Source organism: Hymenobacter radiodurans (assembly GCF_004355185.1).
Taxonomy (GTDB): Bacteria; Bacteroidota; Bacteroidia; order Cytophagales; family Hymenobacteraceae; genus Hymenobacter; species Hymenobacter radiodurans.
In genome coordinates this window covers 2,840,146-2,857,777 of the sequence record NZ_CP037922.1, presented here as the reverse complement: position 1 = coordinate 2,857,777, position 17,632 = coordinate 2,840,146, and the positions used below count along the sequence as shown (strand labels likewise).

Here is a 17,632-nt window from a genome sequence, read left to right as displayed (position 1 = left end):
GCCGCAAAGATGATGGAATAATCCGGCCACTCACCTATACCATCTTAATTATCCTTGCAGCCTCCAGCCTAAATGCTAGCCTAGTTAAGCTGTATAAGAGCAAATATTATTGGTAAGTAGTTCACTCGACGCCGGTTGAACGAATCCTATATGATGGCTTATTTCCATTGCTGCGGAAGCCGGTAGTTTATTACCTTTGTAAGTCTGGCTACCGGTTCACCCCCCGGTTTGTTTCAGCAGTGCCTTTTTAGCACGCTTCGCAATCTACATTTTGTATGGCTTCAGGTAAGACTACCAAAACCACCACCCGTCCGGTTACTAGTTCATCGGCATTGGCTTCGGAATCCACAAATGCAGCCGTTGCTGCAGCCGATAATACCCAGTCACAGCGGAAAGAAGCACCAACTGGTGACACCCTGACGCGCAGACGGGTTAGCACTCGCAGCATCGATAATACGCAGGATGATGGCTACGTAAACGAACAGCTTACGCGTGTTCTATATGCGCTTGATGCCTTTAAAAAAGGTGACGTATCGGTGCGCCTGACCAAACAGAACGACGACATCTTTGCTGACATCGCTGAGGCCTACAACTCGATGGTAGAGATGATTGGTGGTGTGGGGGGGGAAGTATCGCGCATCTCGAAAGTTGCTGGGGTGGAGGGCAATCTGAAAGCCCGTGCCTCGGGTGAGAATGCCTCCGGTTTCTGGCGCGACATGATTAATAATATCAACGGCTTGATGGATAGCATCGCCGTTCCGGTATTAGAAGTAGGTAAAGTACTGAAGAATATCTCCAAGGGCAACCTGGACGAGACCTTCCAGATTCCTGTTTCGGGCGACTTCAAAGTGATGGCCGAAACTATTAACAAGACCATCGACAACCTGAACCTGTTCGCCGGTGAAGTAACGCGCGTGGCGCAGGAAGTAGGTACGGAGGGTAAACTCGGCGGCCAAGCCTCCGTGCCCAACGTGGGGGCATTTGGAAGGAGCTAACGGACAACGTGAACTACATGGCCTCGAACTTGACTAGTCAAGTTCGAGACATCGCCAACGTCGCTACCGCGGTAGCCAAAGGAGACCTAACTCAAAAAATCACGGTGGATGTGAAGGGCGAGCTGCTGCAACTCAAGCAGAACTTGAATCAGATGGTGGACTCGCTTAACTTGTTCGCCGGCGAAGTAACCCGCGTGGCTCTTGACGTAGGCACGGAGGGTAAACTCGGCGGCCAAGCAGCCGTGCCTAATGTTAGCGGTGTGTGGAAAGACCTCACCGACAACGTAAACAATATGGCCTCAAACCTGACTAGTCAGGTGCGCGATATTGCCAACGTCGCTACGGCCGTAGCCAAAGGTGATTTGAGCCAGAAAATCACGGTGGATGTGAAGGGCGAGCTGCTGCAACTCAAGCAGAATTTGAACCAGATGGTGGACTCACTTAACCTGTTTGCTGGGGAGGTGACGCGTGTAGCACAGGAAGTAGGCACGGAAGGCAAACTCGGCGGCCAGGCCTCAGTGCCTAACGTGGCTGGAGTTTGGAAGGAGCTAACGGACAACGTAAACTACATGGCCTCGAACTTGACCAGTCAAGTGCGGGACATTGCTAACGTCGCTACCGCCGTAGCACGCGGCGACTTGAGTCAGAAAATCACGGTGGATGTGAAGGGCGAGCTGCTGCAACTCAAGCAGAATTTGAACCAGATGGTGGACTCACTTAACCTGTTTGCTGGGGAGGTGACGCGTGTAGCATTGGAAGTGGGCACGGAAGGCAAACTTGGCGGCCAGGCCTCAGTGCCTAACGTGGCTGGAGTTTGGAAGGAGCTAACGGACAACGTAAACTACATGGCCTCGAACTTGACCAGTCAAGTGCGGGACATTGCTAACGTCGCTACCGCGGTGGCCCGCGGCGACTTGAGCCAGAAGATGACGGTAAATGTGAAGGGCGAAATTCTGGAGTTGAAGAATATTCTGAACCAGATGGTGGACTCCCTAAACATCTTCGGTGATGAAGTAACCCGCGTGGCTCGTGAGGTAGGTACGGAGGGTAAACTCGGTGGTCAGGCCAATGTGCCACGTGTAGGCGGTACTTGGAAAGAACTGACGGACAACGTGAATACGATGGCCGCCAACCTGACCCTCCAGGTGCGTGATATTGCCAACGTAGCCACCGCGGTAGCGAAAGGTGACTTGACTCAGAAAATTGTAGTTGATGTAAAAGGCGAGCTGTTGGACTTGAAGGACAACATCAACCGCATGGTGGACTCGCTGAACATCTTCGCGGGCGAGGTAACGCGTGTGGCTCGTGAGGTAGGCACCGAGGGTATTCTGGGTGGTCAAGCTAATGTGCCGAGTGTGAGTGGTACTTGGAAGGACCTGACCGACAATGTAAATACCATGGCTTCGAACCTGACCAGTCAGGTGCGCGACATTGCCAACGTGGCCACGGCCGTAGCCCGCGGCGACTTGAGCCAGAAGATCACGGTGGATGTAAAAGGGGAGCTGCTGCAACTTAAGCAGAACCTAAACCAGATGGTGGACTCGCTTAACCTATTTGCTGGGGAAGTGACCCGCGTGGCTCTTGATGTAGGTACAGAAGGCAAGCTCGGCGGCCAAGCTAATGTGCCGAGTGTGAGTGGAACCTGGAAAGCGTTGACGGACAACGTGAATACCATGGCTTCGAACTTGACCAGTCAGGTGCGGGACATTGCCAACGTAGCTATTGCGGTGGCCAAAGGTGACTTGAGCCAGAAAGTATCAGTAGACGTGAAGGGCGAGCTGTTGGACTTGAAGGACAACATTAATCGCATGGTGGATTCGCTGAACATCTTCGCGGGCGAAGTAACCCGCGTGGCGCAGGAAGTAGGTACCGAAGGTAAACTTGGTGGTCAAGCCAATGTGCCGAGCGTGAGTGGAGTATGGAAGGATTTGACTGACAATGTGAATACAATGGCCTCAAACCTGACCACACAGGTACGAGGACTGGTAAAAGTAGTAACAGCTGTTTCGCAGGGTGACTTGACCCAAAAGCTGACTTTGGATGCGAAAGGTGAAGTTGCCGAACTAGCTGATACCATTAACCGCATGGTGGACGACTTGAACCGCTTGGCGGTGGAAGTTAGCCGTGTGGCCAAGGTGGCGGGTGTAGAAGGTAAACTAACCGAGCGCGCTACAGTCGGCGGTGTAAGCGGCTCTTGGAAAGAATTGGTTGACACACTCAACGAACTGCTCGAATCAATTGCATCGCCGGTTTTGGAAGTGAGCCGGGTAGTGCGAGCCATTTCGGAAGGTGACCTCACCCAGCGTGTAGAAGTACCCACGGCTGGCGACATCATGGCTATGTCAAATGCGTTGAACCTTGCCGTGGAAAACCTTAACGAGCTGTTGGGCGAAATCAATGATTCGTCGCAGGTAGTGGGAACTTCATCGGAGGAAATAGCCGGTAAGGGCCAGGAGATGAGCCGCGTAACGGTTGATGTGGCTCTGGCTATGCAGCAAATGGCTGAAGGCGCTCAGAACCAAGCTTTGAAAACCGATCAGGCCTTTAAGCTGATTGAGGAAATCATGCAGGCCACGAAGGAAACAGCTGGTAAAGCTGATGTAGTGAACAAAGCCGCTATACTAGGTGAGCAAACCTCGCAGCTTGGTCTGAAGACGGTAGCTGAGGTGGTAAAGAACATGGAAGAGATTTCCAATGCTGCAGCCCAGACATCCAAAACCATTGAAGTACTAAGTACGCGAAGCCAGGAAATCAGTAAGTCGCTGGGGGTAATTACAGATATTGCCTCCCAAACCAACCTGCTGGCTTTGAATGCTGCTATTGAGGCAGCCCGTGCTGGCGAGGCTGGTCGAGGCTTTGCGGTGGTAGCCGAAGAAATTCGTAAGCTAGCGGAAGGCTCGCGCAAATCAGCAAGTGAGATTGCTACACTAGTTGACGACGTACGCAAGGATACTAGCTCAGCTGCAACGGCTATCTCAACCATGGAAGGCCGAGTGTTAAAGGGTAAAAACGCGACCTTTGAAGCCAGCTCTGCCTTCAAAAACATTGCAACGAGCAGCGGCGAAACGCTCCGTACTTCCCGCGACATTCTCACGGCTACTGAAGTGCAGAAAATCAGTATCGGTGACGTGGTAAAGTATGTAGAGGAAGTTGTAGCCATTGCTGAGCAGACTGCATCGGGTACACAGCAAGTGGCAGGCACTGCCAAGCAGCTGTCTACTTCTATGCAAGAATTGACGGCCTCCAGCCAGAAGCTGACTGATATCGCGGACGACCTACAAGTGGGTCTGTCAGCATTCCAGTTGATGGAGTATATGGAACCGGAGCCAGAGCCAGAGCCACGTCGGAGGAGCCAGCGCTTAACTCAGATGACACAGCCTCGCAATGGACACGCTGTTGCGCCCAAGCCAACCCCTCAAAGAGAGCGGCCTGTTCGGCGTAATGATGTTACCCAAGCATCGACAACGACTACTCCGCCAGCTAGACCCGCGCGGGGGGGCAAATCATCAGAAGCTCCTGCTACTGAAAAAGCGGTGGCGCGGCGTCCGGCTCCGGTAAATGGAAAGCCAGCGGAGACGCAGTCCTCAAATGGAGCCGACAAAAAAGCTCCCAAAGCCCGGACTAAAGCGAAAGCCAAATAATTCCTCTCAGGTCTATTTTCAGGCTTGCTCCTATCAGTAACAGGTGGGAGCAAGCCTATACCAACCTTGTGCATGCCTGAAACAGAGTCGAATAGCGAAAAGAAAGTTGTTAAGCAGCAAGCGCTTATTCAATTGATTGTGTTCCGATTGGGGCGCGAAGAATATGGGATCCGCATCGAGCAAGTAAAAGAGGTAACTATTACCCCGGAAATTGCCCGTATGCCCAAAACGCCCCCCTTCGTGAAGGGAATTGCCAACCTACGTGGTGATATTATTGCCATCATTGACTTGGAAGAACGATTCCAGCTGCGCTCAACCACGGAAGCACTGCCTGCCACCACGTATACTTTAGCGATTGAAGCCAAAGATTATACAATTGGATTGGTGGTACGTGAGGTGCCGCAGCCGTTGTCAATTCCGGTCTCGATTATTGAAAAAGCGCCCGAATTTATTCAAGACGCCAATATCCAAGACAAATACATTGAGGGAATTGCCAAGCTGGACGGTCGCATTATTATCGTGCTCGATATGCTGAAGCTCCTAACCCCGACGGAAATAATGCAGCTTAACCCCAAAGCCTAATCTTAGTGGGTGGCAGCCCGTACAAGGGCTAACAATGCCGTTCAGCTTATTCCCCGTCTTTTTCTTCTACTGATTCTACTTTTATGAAAAACCGCATTCTCATCGTGGACGACTCCTTTTATATGCGCACGATGCTAAAGAATATGCTTACCGATGCTGGCTACGAGGTGGTAGGAGAGGCCGCCAATGGTCAGCAAGCTCTAGAAATGACCAGTGCTACTAATCCTGATCTGATTACGCTCGACGTTATCCTGCCTGATAATACGGGTTTAGATGTGCTGAAGGGAATCCGGCAGGTGAATCCTACCGTGAAAGTGGTAATGTGTAGTGCAGTAGGGCAGGAGATTATTGTAAATGAAGCCCTTGAAAGTGGTGCATCAGCTTACATAGTAAAGCCCTTCTCAGAGGAGAAGGTACTCGAGATTGTAGGTAGTGCTTTACAAAATTCGGAAGAAACCGACGCCTAAGTACAGATTTGCCCCCCAGGGTGCACACATACGTTTCGCTCTGTTTTCTTACTCTGCGCTTCCACCTATTCCGTGTCCTTTTTACCCGTCCCTTTTACTATCCTGCTTGATAAACTCCCCGCTTTAGTGCAGTTGGAGTTGACTCGCTTGCTGCAAGTCCAGCCAGGCTACCAAGTGGTAGGTTCGGCTAGCAGTGCCGATGAGCTAGTTATTCTGGCTCGAAGGTTTCGGCCTTCGCTGGTAATTCTGGATGAGCATAGCTTACCGGATCTAGATCGGCTGCATCGGCAGCACGCGTGCGCAGTGCTGCTTTATGCTACTGCTACCCCGTCGTCGGGTGTGATGTGTGAAACCGCTCGCTGGGGAATATATGATCATATTGCGCCTTTACAGTTGGGTGCTGAACAAATATTTCGGCGGGCCGTGCTTCAGCAGTTGCAGGCTGTACCAGTCGCGCCGCAAATAGCCACGTTTATTAGCCCGTTGCGCCATATAGTTAGTGCTCAGCCTCAGAGCCTGACGGTGATAGGTTCCTCCACAGGCGGCACTGCCGCTGTAGAGAAACTTGTACAGGCATTAGATCCATGCCTGACGACCACTTTACTGATTGCAGTGCATTTGCCCGCGTATTTTACTGCTTCATTCGCGAAACGTTTACAACGTTTGACTCCATTGCCAGTTAAAATTGGCGTTGCAGGGATGCCTCTCGAAGCAGGGCAGATCATTATTGCTCCTGGGGGGCAAAATATGGTGTTAAAGTCAGTGCAGCGTGGGCCTTGGCGAGTATGGCAGATTGGATTCAGCTCGAAGCCAAACCTGTCTGCCGATGCCCCGTCCATCGATATGCTGATGCGGTCGGCTGCTAGGGCCGCTGGCTCGCGGGTGCTGGGCATAGTTTTGACCGGCTTGGGGAGCGATGGAACCTTGGGTGCTCAGGCTATCCGGGGGCGCGGAGGTCGGATTATCGCACAAAGCCAAGAGTCTGCGGCAGTGTTTAGCATGCCTGGGTCGGTGATTCGGGCAGGTCACGCGAACGCCGTATTGCCGCTTGATCAGATTGTAGAAATCATAAATCAGCGAACTGCGCTGCCCGCTTCTACTACTCGTCTTTCTCCACCTCTAGCGACCGTTAACTAATGAAGTCACGGGATCAGGAGTACCGCGAGATCTTTATGGCCGAGGCGCTGGAATATTATGACGCTATGAGTCGTCATATCAGCGAACTAGAGAAGAACCCGGAAGATACAGCCGCCCTGAATGAGCTTTTTCGGCTCATGCACAACCTTAAGTCTAACGCGCGCGCGATGGGCTATAACCAAATTGGCGAAGTCTCCCATGAGATGGAAACCATATTTGGTTTGATTAGAGATAAAGAGAAAGCCTTTGCTGGCACAGTCGTTCCGGTCTTGTTTACCGGCGTCGATATGCTTGGCGCCATGATTCGGGCCGTAGGGGAAGAGGCAGAAATGCCCCCCACTGAGGATTTGCTGGCTAATCTCGACCGTTTGGTGCAGGGAGAGGAGCCTATTCTTATTACTACCGAATCAGATACTGAGGAGGAAGCGGGCCGTAAGCTTGAGCTGTCTGACCTGGTTTATATACAGATCAAAAAGCTGGACCACCTGCTCAACTTGGTAGGTGAGTTAATAATTGACCGCGACCGGATCATGACCCTGGGCCGGGAAATCGGACATCCGGCTCTACAAGCGGCCGCCTCACATTTGTTTCGCATTACCGACGAGCTGCAGTATAGTGTAATGGATGCGCGCCTGGTAAATGTAGGCTCGCTATTCAATAAATTTCCCCGCGTGGTACGCGACGTAGCAGCTTCGGAGCAAAAGGAAGTGGCACTGCGGCTGGAAGGGCAGGATATTCAAATTGACCGAAATATCCTTCAAATTATCACCGATGCCCTGCTCCATTTGGTACGCAACGCCATTGCTCATGGCATTGAAACGCCACAGGAACGCGAACGGGCGAACAAACCCACCGCCGGACGTCTGACGCTCTCAGCCCAAACGGAGCGCGATGATGTCTTGATTCGGGTAACCGATGATGGCCGAGGTATTGATATAGAAAGTGTGCGGCGTAAGGCAGTAGAGCGGGGCCTAGTGAGAGCCGATGCAGCTGCTGGCCTCGACGCGAATGCAGTGCGGGCGTTCTTATTTGAGCCAGGATTTTCGATGGCCAAGGAGGTAACGGAAATATCCGGTCGGGGCGTCGGCTTAGATGTAGTGAAGCTGGCTATCGACTCGCTTGGGGGACAATTACGAGTAGATTCGGAGCTAGGGCAGGGCACTACCTTTACCTTAGTGCTGCCGACGTCTATTGCTGTAAAAGGAGCACTTTTATTTGAGTTGGAGGAGCGCAGCTATGCCATCCCACTCATGCACACCGACTCGGTAGTGGCCTTAGAGCCTGAAGAGCTACATGTAGTAGGCGGGACGCTTATGGCGGGTATTCAGGAGGAAAATGTGCCAATAGTGAACCTGAAGACCCTGCTGCACAGCGGCGATGGTCCTTTGCCGGCCGCTACTCATGAGGAACTGGTGGGACGTCAGCGTATCATCATTGTGGATTACAATAATCGTAAGTTGGGTTTGATTGTCGATCGTTTTTTGCGACAGCAAGACATTGTTATCAAGCCTGTGAGTAAACCGTTGGATACCATTGACTTATTCGGGGGCGTGACGCTGCTGGGCAGTGGGCACGTGTGCCTTGTGCTCGATGTGCCAGCATTAACTCGACTATTCTTGGCCAAACGACCTTAAATCACGTATTGCAGATTTCGAAACTGCCTATAGTGGCTTTTTCGTACCAACCGACTGAATTGTATGGATTTGCACATGACGGAATTGGAGCGAGACATTATTCGGGAAATCCTGAATATTGGCTTGGCTCGCGCCGCCGATTCTTTTGCTTCTATTGCCCAGGAAACCGTGTTATTGGAGGTTCCTAGCCTTGACCTGGTACCCGGAACCAGCATTCTGGAGCGCGTAAAAGTGTACGAGAAAGACCACGTTGTTATTCAGTCCGATATTAAGGGCGAATTCAATGGCTCGACGCTAATGTTCTTCTCAGGGCAACATGTACAACGCCTGTCGCGGGTGTGCTTACGTCTGGCGAAACCTGAATCCGTTGAAATAGATGAGTTGCAGGAGTCGCTATTGCTGGAAATTAGCAATATCATCACGGGCGCTCTGGTAACTCAGTTAGCCAACATTCTGAAAGCCAGTATTTATGGAGCTCCACCTATTGCTCCTAAAGGCCACCTCGATTCTTCCTTAACTCGGTTGGTAACGCAGAATCCGTTATTTCAGCCTATGGTTTTCTCTGTCATCACGCAGTTCTCTGACAAAAATAATTCGGTTGAATTACCCTTAATGCTGTTCTTCGACCGCGAGACTTTCGTCAAGATCTTGGATATCATTCGGACTTACGACTTTCTGAACGGCCAGCAAGCGGCGCGTTAATCATCCCTTTAGGGGAAAAAAGCTGTCATTTTTGGTAGATATCAACTGTCGCAGATTTTGAATCGCGGCTCGTTGAAACACCCGAAATGACAGCTTTTTTATTGTCCAGGCACGCGTCTGATTATATAACACTGCTTTTTTAAAAGCGCCAGCTTGGTGCTTATTTCCTTTTCTAATTCGTTTGTCATGTCTAATTCACGCTCATCAAATCTTGAAAAAAAGCTCGCCTCTTTCGATCCTAATGCATTGGGTGACACTGCGGGGGGCATTTTTGGTTTGCCTTTCACCGTTGAAGAGGCGCAGGTAGTTGTCGTGCCGGTGCCCTGGGAAGTAACCGTTTCATATCGGGCGGGCACAGCGCTGGGGCCTGCTGCCATCCGCGAAGCCTCCTTACAAGTTGACCTCTATGATCCAGACATCGCGGATGCGTGGCGTTTAGGCCTGGCTATGGAGGAGGAAGACGAAACATGGGCTGCTGAGAGCCGTGCGCTGCGCGAGCAGGCCTCTAGTTACATTAGTTGGCTGGAGGAAGGTCAGCCAGCCGAGAAAGCCCCCCAGCATGCTACTGCTACCAGTCAGGCTACAGCTCGGGGGAAAGCACTGCTGACCTGGCTTAAGGAAAAAGCTGGCGCTCACCTCGATGCTGGGAAGGCAGTAGTCGTATTAGGCGGTGACCACAGCACGCCTTTAGGCTACATCCACGCGTTGGCGGAACGCCACGAAGAGTTCGGTATTCTGCAGATTGATGCGCATTGCGACTTGCGCCCGGCTTACGAGGGCTTCGAGTACTCGCACGCATCTATTATGTACAACGCATTGCAGTTACCGCAGGTAAAAAAGCTCGTGCAGGTGGGTATTCGTGACTTTTGCCAACAAGAAGCGGAACTGGCTGAACGCAGCAATGGTCGCATCATCATGTTTGCGGAGCGTTTTCTGCGGGAAGAACTGTATGCCGGCAAATCGTGGCGGAAAGAGTGTAAGAAAATAATCGCTCAACTTCCTCAGAAGGTATACATAAGCTTCGACATCGACGGCCTCGATCCGAAGCTCTGCCCTGGCACCGGTACACCCGTTCCCGGTGGTTTGGAATTCGAGGAAGCACTTTATCTAATTCGCATGGTGGTGCGCTCAGGTCGGGAAATCATTGGTTGCGATTTGAATGAAGTAGCTCCCGGCGACACCGACTGGAATGGTATCGTAGGCGCCCGTCTGTTGTATCAACTATGCAACTGGATGGCCGTATCGCAGGGGCGCATCGCGGCCCGCGATATGAAGAAAGTAGAAGACGAAGAATAGGTTCTCAACGATATTTGCTTTTTTGCGTACCGTAATCCGACTCCCGGTTGGGAGTCGGATTTTTTGCTCATCCATCATTCTGACCCTATGGGATTTTTACTCAAATTCATTCTCACGGCCATCGTTACCTATGCTCTGGCTTACTTTCTGCCCGGTGCTCACCTCGATGGCTTTGGCGATGCGCTGTTGTTAGTGTTGGTGCTGGCGGTGCTGAATGCCGTACTGAAGCCAATTCTTAAAATTCTGGGCTTCCCCATCACAGTTCTGACGCTGGGCCTGTTTCTGCTGGTTATTAATGCGGTAATTGTCCTGCTGGCCGACTATGTATTGCCCGGCTTTAAACTCGACGGCTTCTTGGCCGCCTTGCTATTCAGCATCGTTTTGTCGTTGGTAACAAGCGTTATCGACATGGTTATTGACTAAAGCAATAAGTCATAAAAAAGGCCCCCAGACATCGTCTGGGGGCCTTTTTTATGACTTATTGCTTTCTTCGTTACAGCCGTTTGATCTGTGCACCCAGTGCATTCAGGCGTTTATCGATGAATTGGTATCCGCGGTCAATCTGCTCTACGTTGTCAATCACGCTGCGCCCATCGGCGGAGAGGGCCGCAATAAGTAGCGCCACGCCAGCCCGGATATCGGGTGAAGTCATGCTGATGCCATGCAGGCGTGTGCGCTGATCAAGGCCAATAACGGTAGCGCGGTGTGGGTCGCAGAGAATGATTTGCGCGCCCATGTCAATGAGCTTATCGACAAAGAATAAGCGTGACTCAAACATCTTCTGGTGAATCAGAACCGTGCCTTTTGCCTGGGTTGCCACTACCAGAATAATACTGAGCAAATCAGGCGTCAGGCCCGGCCACGTATGATCCGATACTGTCAGGATGCTCCCATCTAGGTAGGTAGCAATTTGATAGTGGTCTTGGGCAGGAATAAAGATATCATCGCCCCGAAATTCCAGCTGAATACCCATCTTACGGAAGGTGTCCGGGATAAGGCCAAGCTCCTGAATCTGCGCATCTTTGATGGTGATTTCGGACCCCGTCATGGCTGCCAGACCAATGAAAGAGCCAATCTCAATCATATCGGGTAGCATACGGTGCTCCGTGCCGCCCAGGCTTTCCACACCTTCGATGGTAAGCAGGTTAGAGCCGATACCGTATATTTTGGCCCCCATACGCACCAGCATTTTGCAAAGCTGCTGTAGGTAAGGCTCGCAGGCGGCATTATAAATAGTGGTGATACCATCGGCCAGCACAGCTGCCATCACAATATTGGCTGTACCCGTCACGGAAGCTTCGTCGAGGAGCATATAGGTGCCCTGCAACTTGCCTTCCGTATGGATACGGTAAAAATCCTTGCCTTCGAGGGTCAATTTGCCCCCCAGTTTCTGCAAGCCCAAAAAGTGCGTGTCCAGCGGACGCCGCCCGATTTTGTCGCCACCTGGTCTTGGGAGTTGACATTGACCAAAGCGGCCCAACATGGGCCCCAGAATCATGACGGAACCGCGTAGGGCGCGGCCTTGGGCCACGAATTGCTCCGAGTCGAGGTAGTCTAAGTTTACGCTGTCGGCCTGAAAAACGTACGTGTCTGTGGAGAGCTTGCCCACTTTTACGCCCATATCACGCAATAGCTCAATGAGCTTATTTACATCGCGGATATCGGGAATGTTACTTATCGTAACTGGCTCACTGGTAAGCAATACAGCGCACAAAATCTGGAGCGCTTCGTTTTTTGCCCCCTGGGGTATAATCTCGCCTTTAAGCGGGTGTCCGCCAATTACTTCAAAAGAGGCCATCAAAAAAGGAGTTAAAATAGAGGAGCAAAGCGTTTGGGGGCGCAGTTAAAACCCTCAAATAGGGAGTTTTAACTGCACCGCCGAACGCTCTGCTCCCACGAAAATTACTGAGGAGGTTGCTGGGGTTCCTGACGCTTTTTGCCACCGCGGCGCTGCTTATCGCGCCGATTGCCACCGCCGCCACTGCGCCGTGGGTCACGGTCGGAGCGGTCGTTGCGGGGCTGAGGTACGATGAATGGCGCAGGACGGCCATTTGTAGCAAACTCAAATAGGTTCTGCGCGTCAACCTGAGCCGGGTCAAGTTCCAATTTGCCCCCCGACAGCTCTTTCAAATGCTTGAGGATGGTGATATCCTTCGCATTCTCTTTGCTGTAGGAACGATACAGAAATTTCATTGTCCGCCCGATGGCGATAGTGGCCTGCTCACGCTCCGCTGGGTCCTCTAGCGTCAGCGCTTTCTCAATCATCGCCTCCACGCTGCGGCCATACGGCTTCAGCTTGGGCGACTTGCTGGGGTAGGGCACTCGCTTCGGCTGCTGATGCAGCTGGGCAAGACTGGTGAGCGGGAATGGGCTATCTACGTCTAGGTCCTCATCGGCCATTTCGTAAAGATGGTTCCATACTTTTTGCTGCGCGTCGGGCTGGTCGCGCAACGCGGCATTCAGGCGGAAAATCAGCTGCACTATCTGATGAGCCCGGCGCGTACGTTCGGCTTTATCTTCGATAGTACGCAGGGTCTGCACGAGTTGAAAGGTGCTCTGGCCGTATTCGCGCTGGAGCAACTCGTGTTTATGAGGAGAGGGAAGAGACATGGGTAAAAATAAAAACAAGAAGATGCAGAAGCCTAACAGACTCTGTGATGGGCACTGAATGCAGCCAATTAGCTCAGCACTCGCAATTTGGCAAAACTCAGCAATAACGTCTTCTCGCCGACTTCTTCAAATTGAATAATTGCCTTAGTTGAGCCAGCCTGCGTTTCAAGCTTGCTCACTGTACCGAAGCCAAATTTGGGGTGTTCTACCCGCTGCCCGGTAGCAAGATTAGACGTATCGGAAGGTTGAAAATCTGGCGAAGGCTTGTAGCTGGAGGCTACCGTCTTACGCGGAGCAGGCGGAATTAGGTTACTGCGCCGCTCCAAAACGTGCCCAAACGGCGACTCGCCACTGCCCGGACCAGCAGAGAACTTGAAATCTACGAACTGCGGATCGATTTCGTCTAGGAAGCGGCTTTTCTCGCAGCTTCGCAGGTTGCCCCACTGGTAGCGCGACGTGGCATAGCTAAGAGTTAACTTCTTCTCCGCCCGCGTAATAGCAACGTAGAAAAGGCGCCGTTCTTCCTCCAAATCGGCCCGCGACGTAATCATCATCTGGGAAGGGAACAAGTTTTCCTCCAGGCCCACGATGTATACGTTGCGGAACTCTAAGCCCTTAGCTGAGTGAATAGTCATCAGCGTTACGGCTTCACCATCCTGCTGCGCGTCTTTTGTATCAGCGTCAGTTACGAGGGCAATATCCTGTAGAAAAGATGCCAACGACTTATCATCCCGCTCAGGATCTTCAGTATATGCCTTAATACCGTTCAGCAGTTCCTGTATGTTCTCGTAGCGAGAGAGGCCTTCTATGCTTTTGTCAGCATACAGTTCCTCAATCATACCCGAGTTTTTGGCGATAAACTTTGCCGCCTCAAACGCATCTTCTTTGCCCGCTATTACCGCGTAACTTTTGATCTGTTCCGCAAACTGCGTGATGGCGCCTGAAAGCCGTGGACCAAGGAATGAGGCAGCATTAGCGACTACCTCCCATAGCGTATGGTTGGTTTCTTCCGCTGTGTTGATGAGCTTGCTTACCGTCGTGTCACCAATGCCGCGCTTTGGATAGTTGATAACGCGACGTAGCGCCTGCTCATCATTTGGGTTTACCGTAAGGCGCAGGTAGGCCACCAAATCCTTGATTTCTTTCCGTTGGTAGAAAGAAAGGCCCCCCACAATCTTATATTTGATATTGAGCTTGCGTAAGGCCTCTTCCATTGCCCGGCTTTGGGCGTTGGTGCGGTAGAGAATCGCAAAGTGGTCATAAGACAAGTGCAGGTTCATCTTGTCCTCAAAGATGGAGTTGGCAATCAACTTGCCTTCCTCATTATCCGAGGCCGCCTTCAGTACTTCGATGAGTGTCCCTTCTTCGTTCTCCGAGAAAACGTCTTTACGAAGCTGGGCTTTGTTATTCTTAATAACCGAGTTGGCCGCTTTTACGATGTTCTTGGTAGAGCGATAATTCTGCTCCAGCTTGAATACTTCAAGCTCCGGATAGTCCTTCTCAAAATTGAGAATATTGGTAATATCTGCTCCCCGGAAGGCATAAATACTCTGCGCGTCGTCGCCAACTACGCAAATGTTCCGTTCCTTGGCCGCCAGCTTGCGGGTAATCAGGTACTGCGAATAGTTGGTGTCTTGATACTCGTCCACCATCACATACCGGAAAATATTCTGGTACTTGTTCAGCGCTTCGGGATGGTCTTTAAACAGCACGTTGGTATTAAACAGCAAATCGTCGAAGTCCATGGCACCAGCCTTGAAGCATCGAGACTGATACTGCTGATATATCACGCCGATTTTGGGTCGTAGAGCCGCTTCATCGTCCTGTTTAATAACCGGGTCGCTCAAATATTGCTGCACCGAAATCAGCTTATTCTTTGCTGACGAAATGCGCCCCAGCACCATACTAGGCTTGTACAGCTTATCGTCGAGGTCCAGTTCCTTCACAATCTGCGATACCAACGTTTTGGAATCCTGAGTATCGTAAATAGTGAAGTGACGCGGGAAACCAATCTTTTCCGCTTCTGAACGCAGGATACGGGCAAAAATGCTGTGGAAGGTGCCCATCCAGACATTCTTCGCCTCAGGTCCCACAACTTTCTCAATGCGCGCGCGCATTTCCTTGGCCGCCTTGTTCGTAAATGTTAGGGCCAGGATATTAAATGGGTCGACGCCTTTCTCCAGCAAATGCGCGATACGATACGTCAGTACGCGCGTTTTGCCAGAACCTGCACCAGCTATAATCATGCAGGGGCCTTCCGTTTGCAGCACGGCAGCAGCCTGCGAGGGATTCAATAAGGTATGATAATCTAATGCCATTCTTTCAAGTAAACCGGCTCGTTGGCGAAGGAACAAAGGTAAGGTTTTGCCCCCCAGGAAACCAGGAAGCACTCGTTCGGGGTTATCTTTGTCAATTCATTTCTCTCGGGACTTTGCTCGTCGCTGGCTTCACGCCTGCGCCAATTAGACGGAGTTAAAAAGCCCCCCGTAAGGTTCTGCCCCTCATTCCCATGATTATTATCCAGAACACCGTCATCTCCGATGACGTTCGCGACAATTTCTTTGTTTGTAATCTCGAGGCTTGCAAAGGTGCATGCTGCGTGGAGGGAGACCTAGGTGCACCTTTAGAAGAAGCCGAATTAGCCATTCTTGAAGCCGAGTACGCCAATATAAAGCCTTTTATTACCGAAGCCGGTCAGCAGGCTATTGAACAACAAGGTCTTTATATCAAGGATTGGGAAGGTGATTTTAGCACGACTACCATCAACGACCGAGAATGCGCATATGCTCTGTATGATGAGCGTGGCATTCTAAAGTGTGGTATCGAGCAGGCCTATTTGGCTGGAGCTACTAGTTTCAAGAAGCCTATCAGCTGCCATTTGTATCCCATTCGCATCAGCAAATACGAAGATTTTGAAGCCCTGAATTATGATCGTTGGGGCATTTGCAATCCGGCGTGCGCGTTCGGCGCCGATTTGGGTGTGCGCGTCTATCAGTTCCTTAAAGAACCTTTGATTCGCAAGTACGGCGAAGAATGGTACGATGAACTAGTGCAAGAGATAGAACATCCAAGCGCATAATCACTAAAAAACCCCCGGATATTCGGGGGCTTTTTAGTAGTCGCTGGATTAAGAAGTCTGACTAGATCGTCGAAAAGTCAAACGTATCGAGGAAGGCAGTCGTGAAGTTTCCGTCTTTAAAGCTCTGGTTATCCATCAGAGCTAAGTGAAATGGAATTGTAGTTTTAACACCTTCTACCACAAATTCACTTAGCGCCCGCTTCATTTTTACAATGCATTCTTCCCGAGTCTGAGCAGTCGTGATCAGCTTAGCAATCATCGAGTCATAATTCGGCGGAATTGTGTAGCCTGCATACACGTGCGTGTCTACCCGAACGCCGTGGCCGCCCGGAATATGGAGCGTCGTAATCTTACCAGGAGCAGGGCGGAAGCCATTACGCGGGTCTTCAGCATTAATACGGCATTCCATCGCGTGCATCTTGGGCTCGTAGTTATTACCCGAAATAGGCACGCCGGCTGCTACCTTAATCTGCTCTTTGATTAGGTCATAGTTGATGATTTCTTCTGTTACAGGGTGCTCTACCTGTATGCGAGTGTTCATCTCCATGAAGTAGAAATCCCGGTTTTTATCTACTAAAAACTCAATCGTGCCGACTCCTTCGTAGCGGATAGACTTGGCTCCTGCTACGGCAGCGTTACCCATTTTCTTCCGAAGATCCTTCGTCATAAAAGGAGATGGCGCTTCTTCTACGAGCTTCTGGTGGCGGCGCTGAATGCTGCAATCGCGCTCAGAAAGGTGAGCTGCACGGCCAAATTGGTCCCCAACAATTTGGATCTCAATGTGCCGCGGCTCTTCTACAAATTTTTCGAGGTAGATGCCATCATTGCCAAAAGCTGCTTTGGCCTCTGTGCGGGCGTCGTGCCAGCCCTTCTCCAATTCTTCGTCGGTGCGAGCTACACGCATACCACGTCCGCCGCCCCCAGCCGTAGCTTTCAGAATAACTGGATACTTAATTTTATGGGCGATTTTCAGCGCATCTTGTAAGGAATCGAGTAAGCCTTCTGAGCCAGGAATAGTGGGTACACCGGCTTTTTTCATGGTCGCTTTGGCCGAAGCTTTGTCGCCCATGCTATTGATCATCTCAGGCGAAGCGCCAATGAATTTAATACCGTTTTCTTGGCAGATCCGCGAAAACTCGGCGTTTTCGGACAAGAATCCATAGCCAGGGTGAATGGCATCGGCGTTGGTGATTTCTGCCGCTGCAATTAGGGTAGGAATGTTCAGGTAAGACTGGGCGCTGGAAGGAGGGCCAATGCATACAGCCTCGTCGGCAAATCGTACGTGGAGGCTTTCCTTGTCGGCAGTGGAGTATACGGCTACCGTCTTGATACCCATTTCCTTGCATGTGCGGATAATGCGCAATGCAATTTCACCCCGGTTAGCAATCAGTATTTTTTTAAACATGATGAATAAGCTCTGGAAGCAAATAATTGGAGTACCTGATCGAAATAGAAAGGTCTTGGTGACTTAGATCCGTGTGCAGGTCTT

14 protein-coding genes are annotated in these 17,632 nt (G+C 51.1%); 10 read left to right on the top strand and 4 right to left on the bottom strand.

Annotated elements, in window-relative coordinates:
* Window positions 1-275 precede the first annotated feature (275 nt).
* The 9 genes from EPD59_RS13340 to EPD59_RS13295 all read left to right on the top strand — a co-directional run bounded on the left by EPD59_RS13340 (window position 276) and on the right by EPD59_RS13295 (window position 10,877).
* Window positions 276-995 carry a HAMP domain-containing protein gene (locus tag EPD59_RS13340; protein WP_205703402.1) on the top strand — a complete coding sequence of 240 codons (720 nt, stop codon included), beginning with the start codon at window positions 276-278 and terminating at the stop codon, window positions 993-995.
* A 17-nt stretch (window positions 996-1,012) separates the two neighbouring features.
* The gene (locus EPD59_RS13330; protein WP_205703401.1) at window positions 1,013-4,636 is read left to right on the top strand and encodes a HAMP domain-containing protein; all 3,624 of its coding nucleotides are present in this window, start codon (window positions 1,013-1,015) and stop codon (window positions 4,634-4,636) included.
* Window positions 4,637-4,708: 72 nt separating this feature from the next.
* Window positions 4,709-5,218, top strand: coding sequence for a chemotaxis protein CheW (locus tag EPD59_RS13325; protein ID WP_133273219.1), 510 nt, complete (start codon window positions 4,709-4,711; stop codon window positions 5,216-5,218).
* Between the two features lie 83 nt (window positions 5,219-5,301).
* On the top strand, window positions 5,302-5,685 hold the full coding sequence (locus tag EPD59_RS13320; protein WP_133273218.1) for a response regulator: 384 nt from the start codon (window positions 5,302-5,304) through the stop codon (window positions 5,683-5,685).
* Between the two features lie 72 nt (window positions 5,686-5,757).
* A complete protein-coding gene (locus EPD59_RS13315) occupies window positions 5,758-6,822 on the top strand; it encodes a chemotaxis protein CheB (protein ID WP_133273217.1) in 1,065 nt (354 codons plus the stop codon).
* Window positions 6,822-8,456, top strand: a complete 1,635-nt coding sequence (locus EPD59_RS13310) for a chemotaxis protein CheA (protein ID WP_133273216.1) — start codon at window positions 6,822-6,824, stop codon at window positions 8,454-8,456. The genes EPD59_RS13315 and EPD59_RS13310 overlap by 1 nt, the downstream gene beginning before the upstream one ends.
* A 63-nt stretch (window positions 8,457-8,519) precedes the next feature.
* Entirely contained in the window at window positions 8,520-9,158 is a 639-nt protein-coding gene (locus tag EPD59_RS13305; protein ID WP_240731400.1) for a chemotaxis protein CheC, read from the top strand.
* A 186-nt stretch (window positions 9,159-9,344) separates the two neighbouring features.
* Entirely contained in the window at window positions 9,345-10,454 is a 1,110-nt protein-coding gene (locus EPD59_RS13300) for an agmatinase family protein (protein WP_133273215.1), read from the top strand.
* Between the two features lie 87 nt (window positions 10,455-10,541).
* On the top strand, window positions 10,542-10,877 hold the full coding sequence (locus EPD59_RS13295; protein ID WP_133273214.1) for a phage holin family protein: 336 nt from the start codon (window positions 10,542-10,544) through the stop codon (window positions 10,875-10,877).
* 70 nt (window positions 10,878-10,947) lie between these two features.
* On the opposite strand, the gene murA is transcribed toward EPD59_RS13295, so the two are convergent.
* The 3 genes from murA to EPD59_RS13280 form a co-directional block, all read right to left on the bottom strand.
* Window positions 10,948-12,252 (bottom strand): UDP-N-acetylglucosamine 1-carboxyvinyltransferase, encoded by a 1,305-nt coding sequence (murA, locus tag EPD59_RS13290; protein ID WP_133273213.1) that lies wholly within the window; start codon window positions 12,250-12,252, stop codon window positions 10,948-10,950.
* A 104-nt stretch (window positions 12,253-12,356) separates the two neighbouring features.
* Window positions 12,357-13,064, bottom strand: coding sequence for a DUF4290 domain-containing protein (locus EPD59_RS13285; RefSeq protein ID WP_133273212.1), 708 nt, complete (start codon window positions 13,062-13,064; stop codon window positions 12,357-12,359).
* A 68-nt stretch (window positions 13,065-13,132) separates the two neighbouring features.
* A complete protein-coding gene (locus EPD59_RS13280; RefSeq protein WP_133273211.1) occupies window positions 13,133-15,382 on the bottom strand; it encodes an ATP-dependent helicase in 2,250 nt (749 codons plus the stop codon).
* Window positions 15,383-15,573: 191 nt separating this feature from the next.
* On the opposite strand from EPD59_RS13280, the gene EPD59_RS13275 reads away from it, so the two are divergent.
* Entirely contained in the window at window positions 15,574-16,143 is a 570-nt protein-coding gene (locus EPD59_RS13275; protein WP_133273210.1) for a DUF3109 family protein, read from the top strand.
* Between the two features lie 61 nt (window positions 16,144-16,204).
* Here the strand turns inward: EPD59_RS13275 and accC are convergent, their stop codons facing one another.
* Window positions 16,205-17,548: an acetyl-CoA carboxylase biotin carboxylase subunit gene (gene accC, locus EPD59_RS13270; RefSeq protein ID WP_133273209.1), complete on the bottom strand. Its 1,344-nt coding sequence runs from the start codon at window positions 17,546-17,548 to the stop codon at window positions 16,205-16,207.
* Window positions 17,549-17,632: the final 84 nt, after the last annotated feature.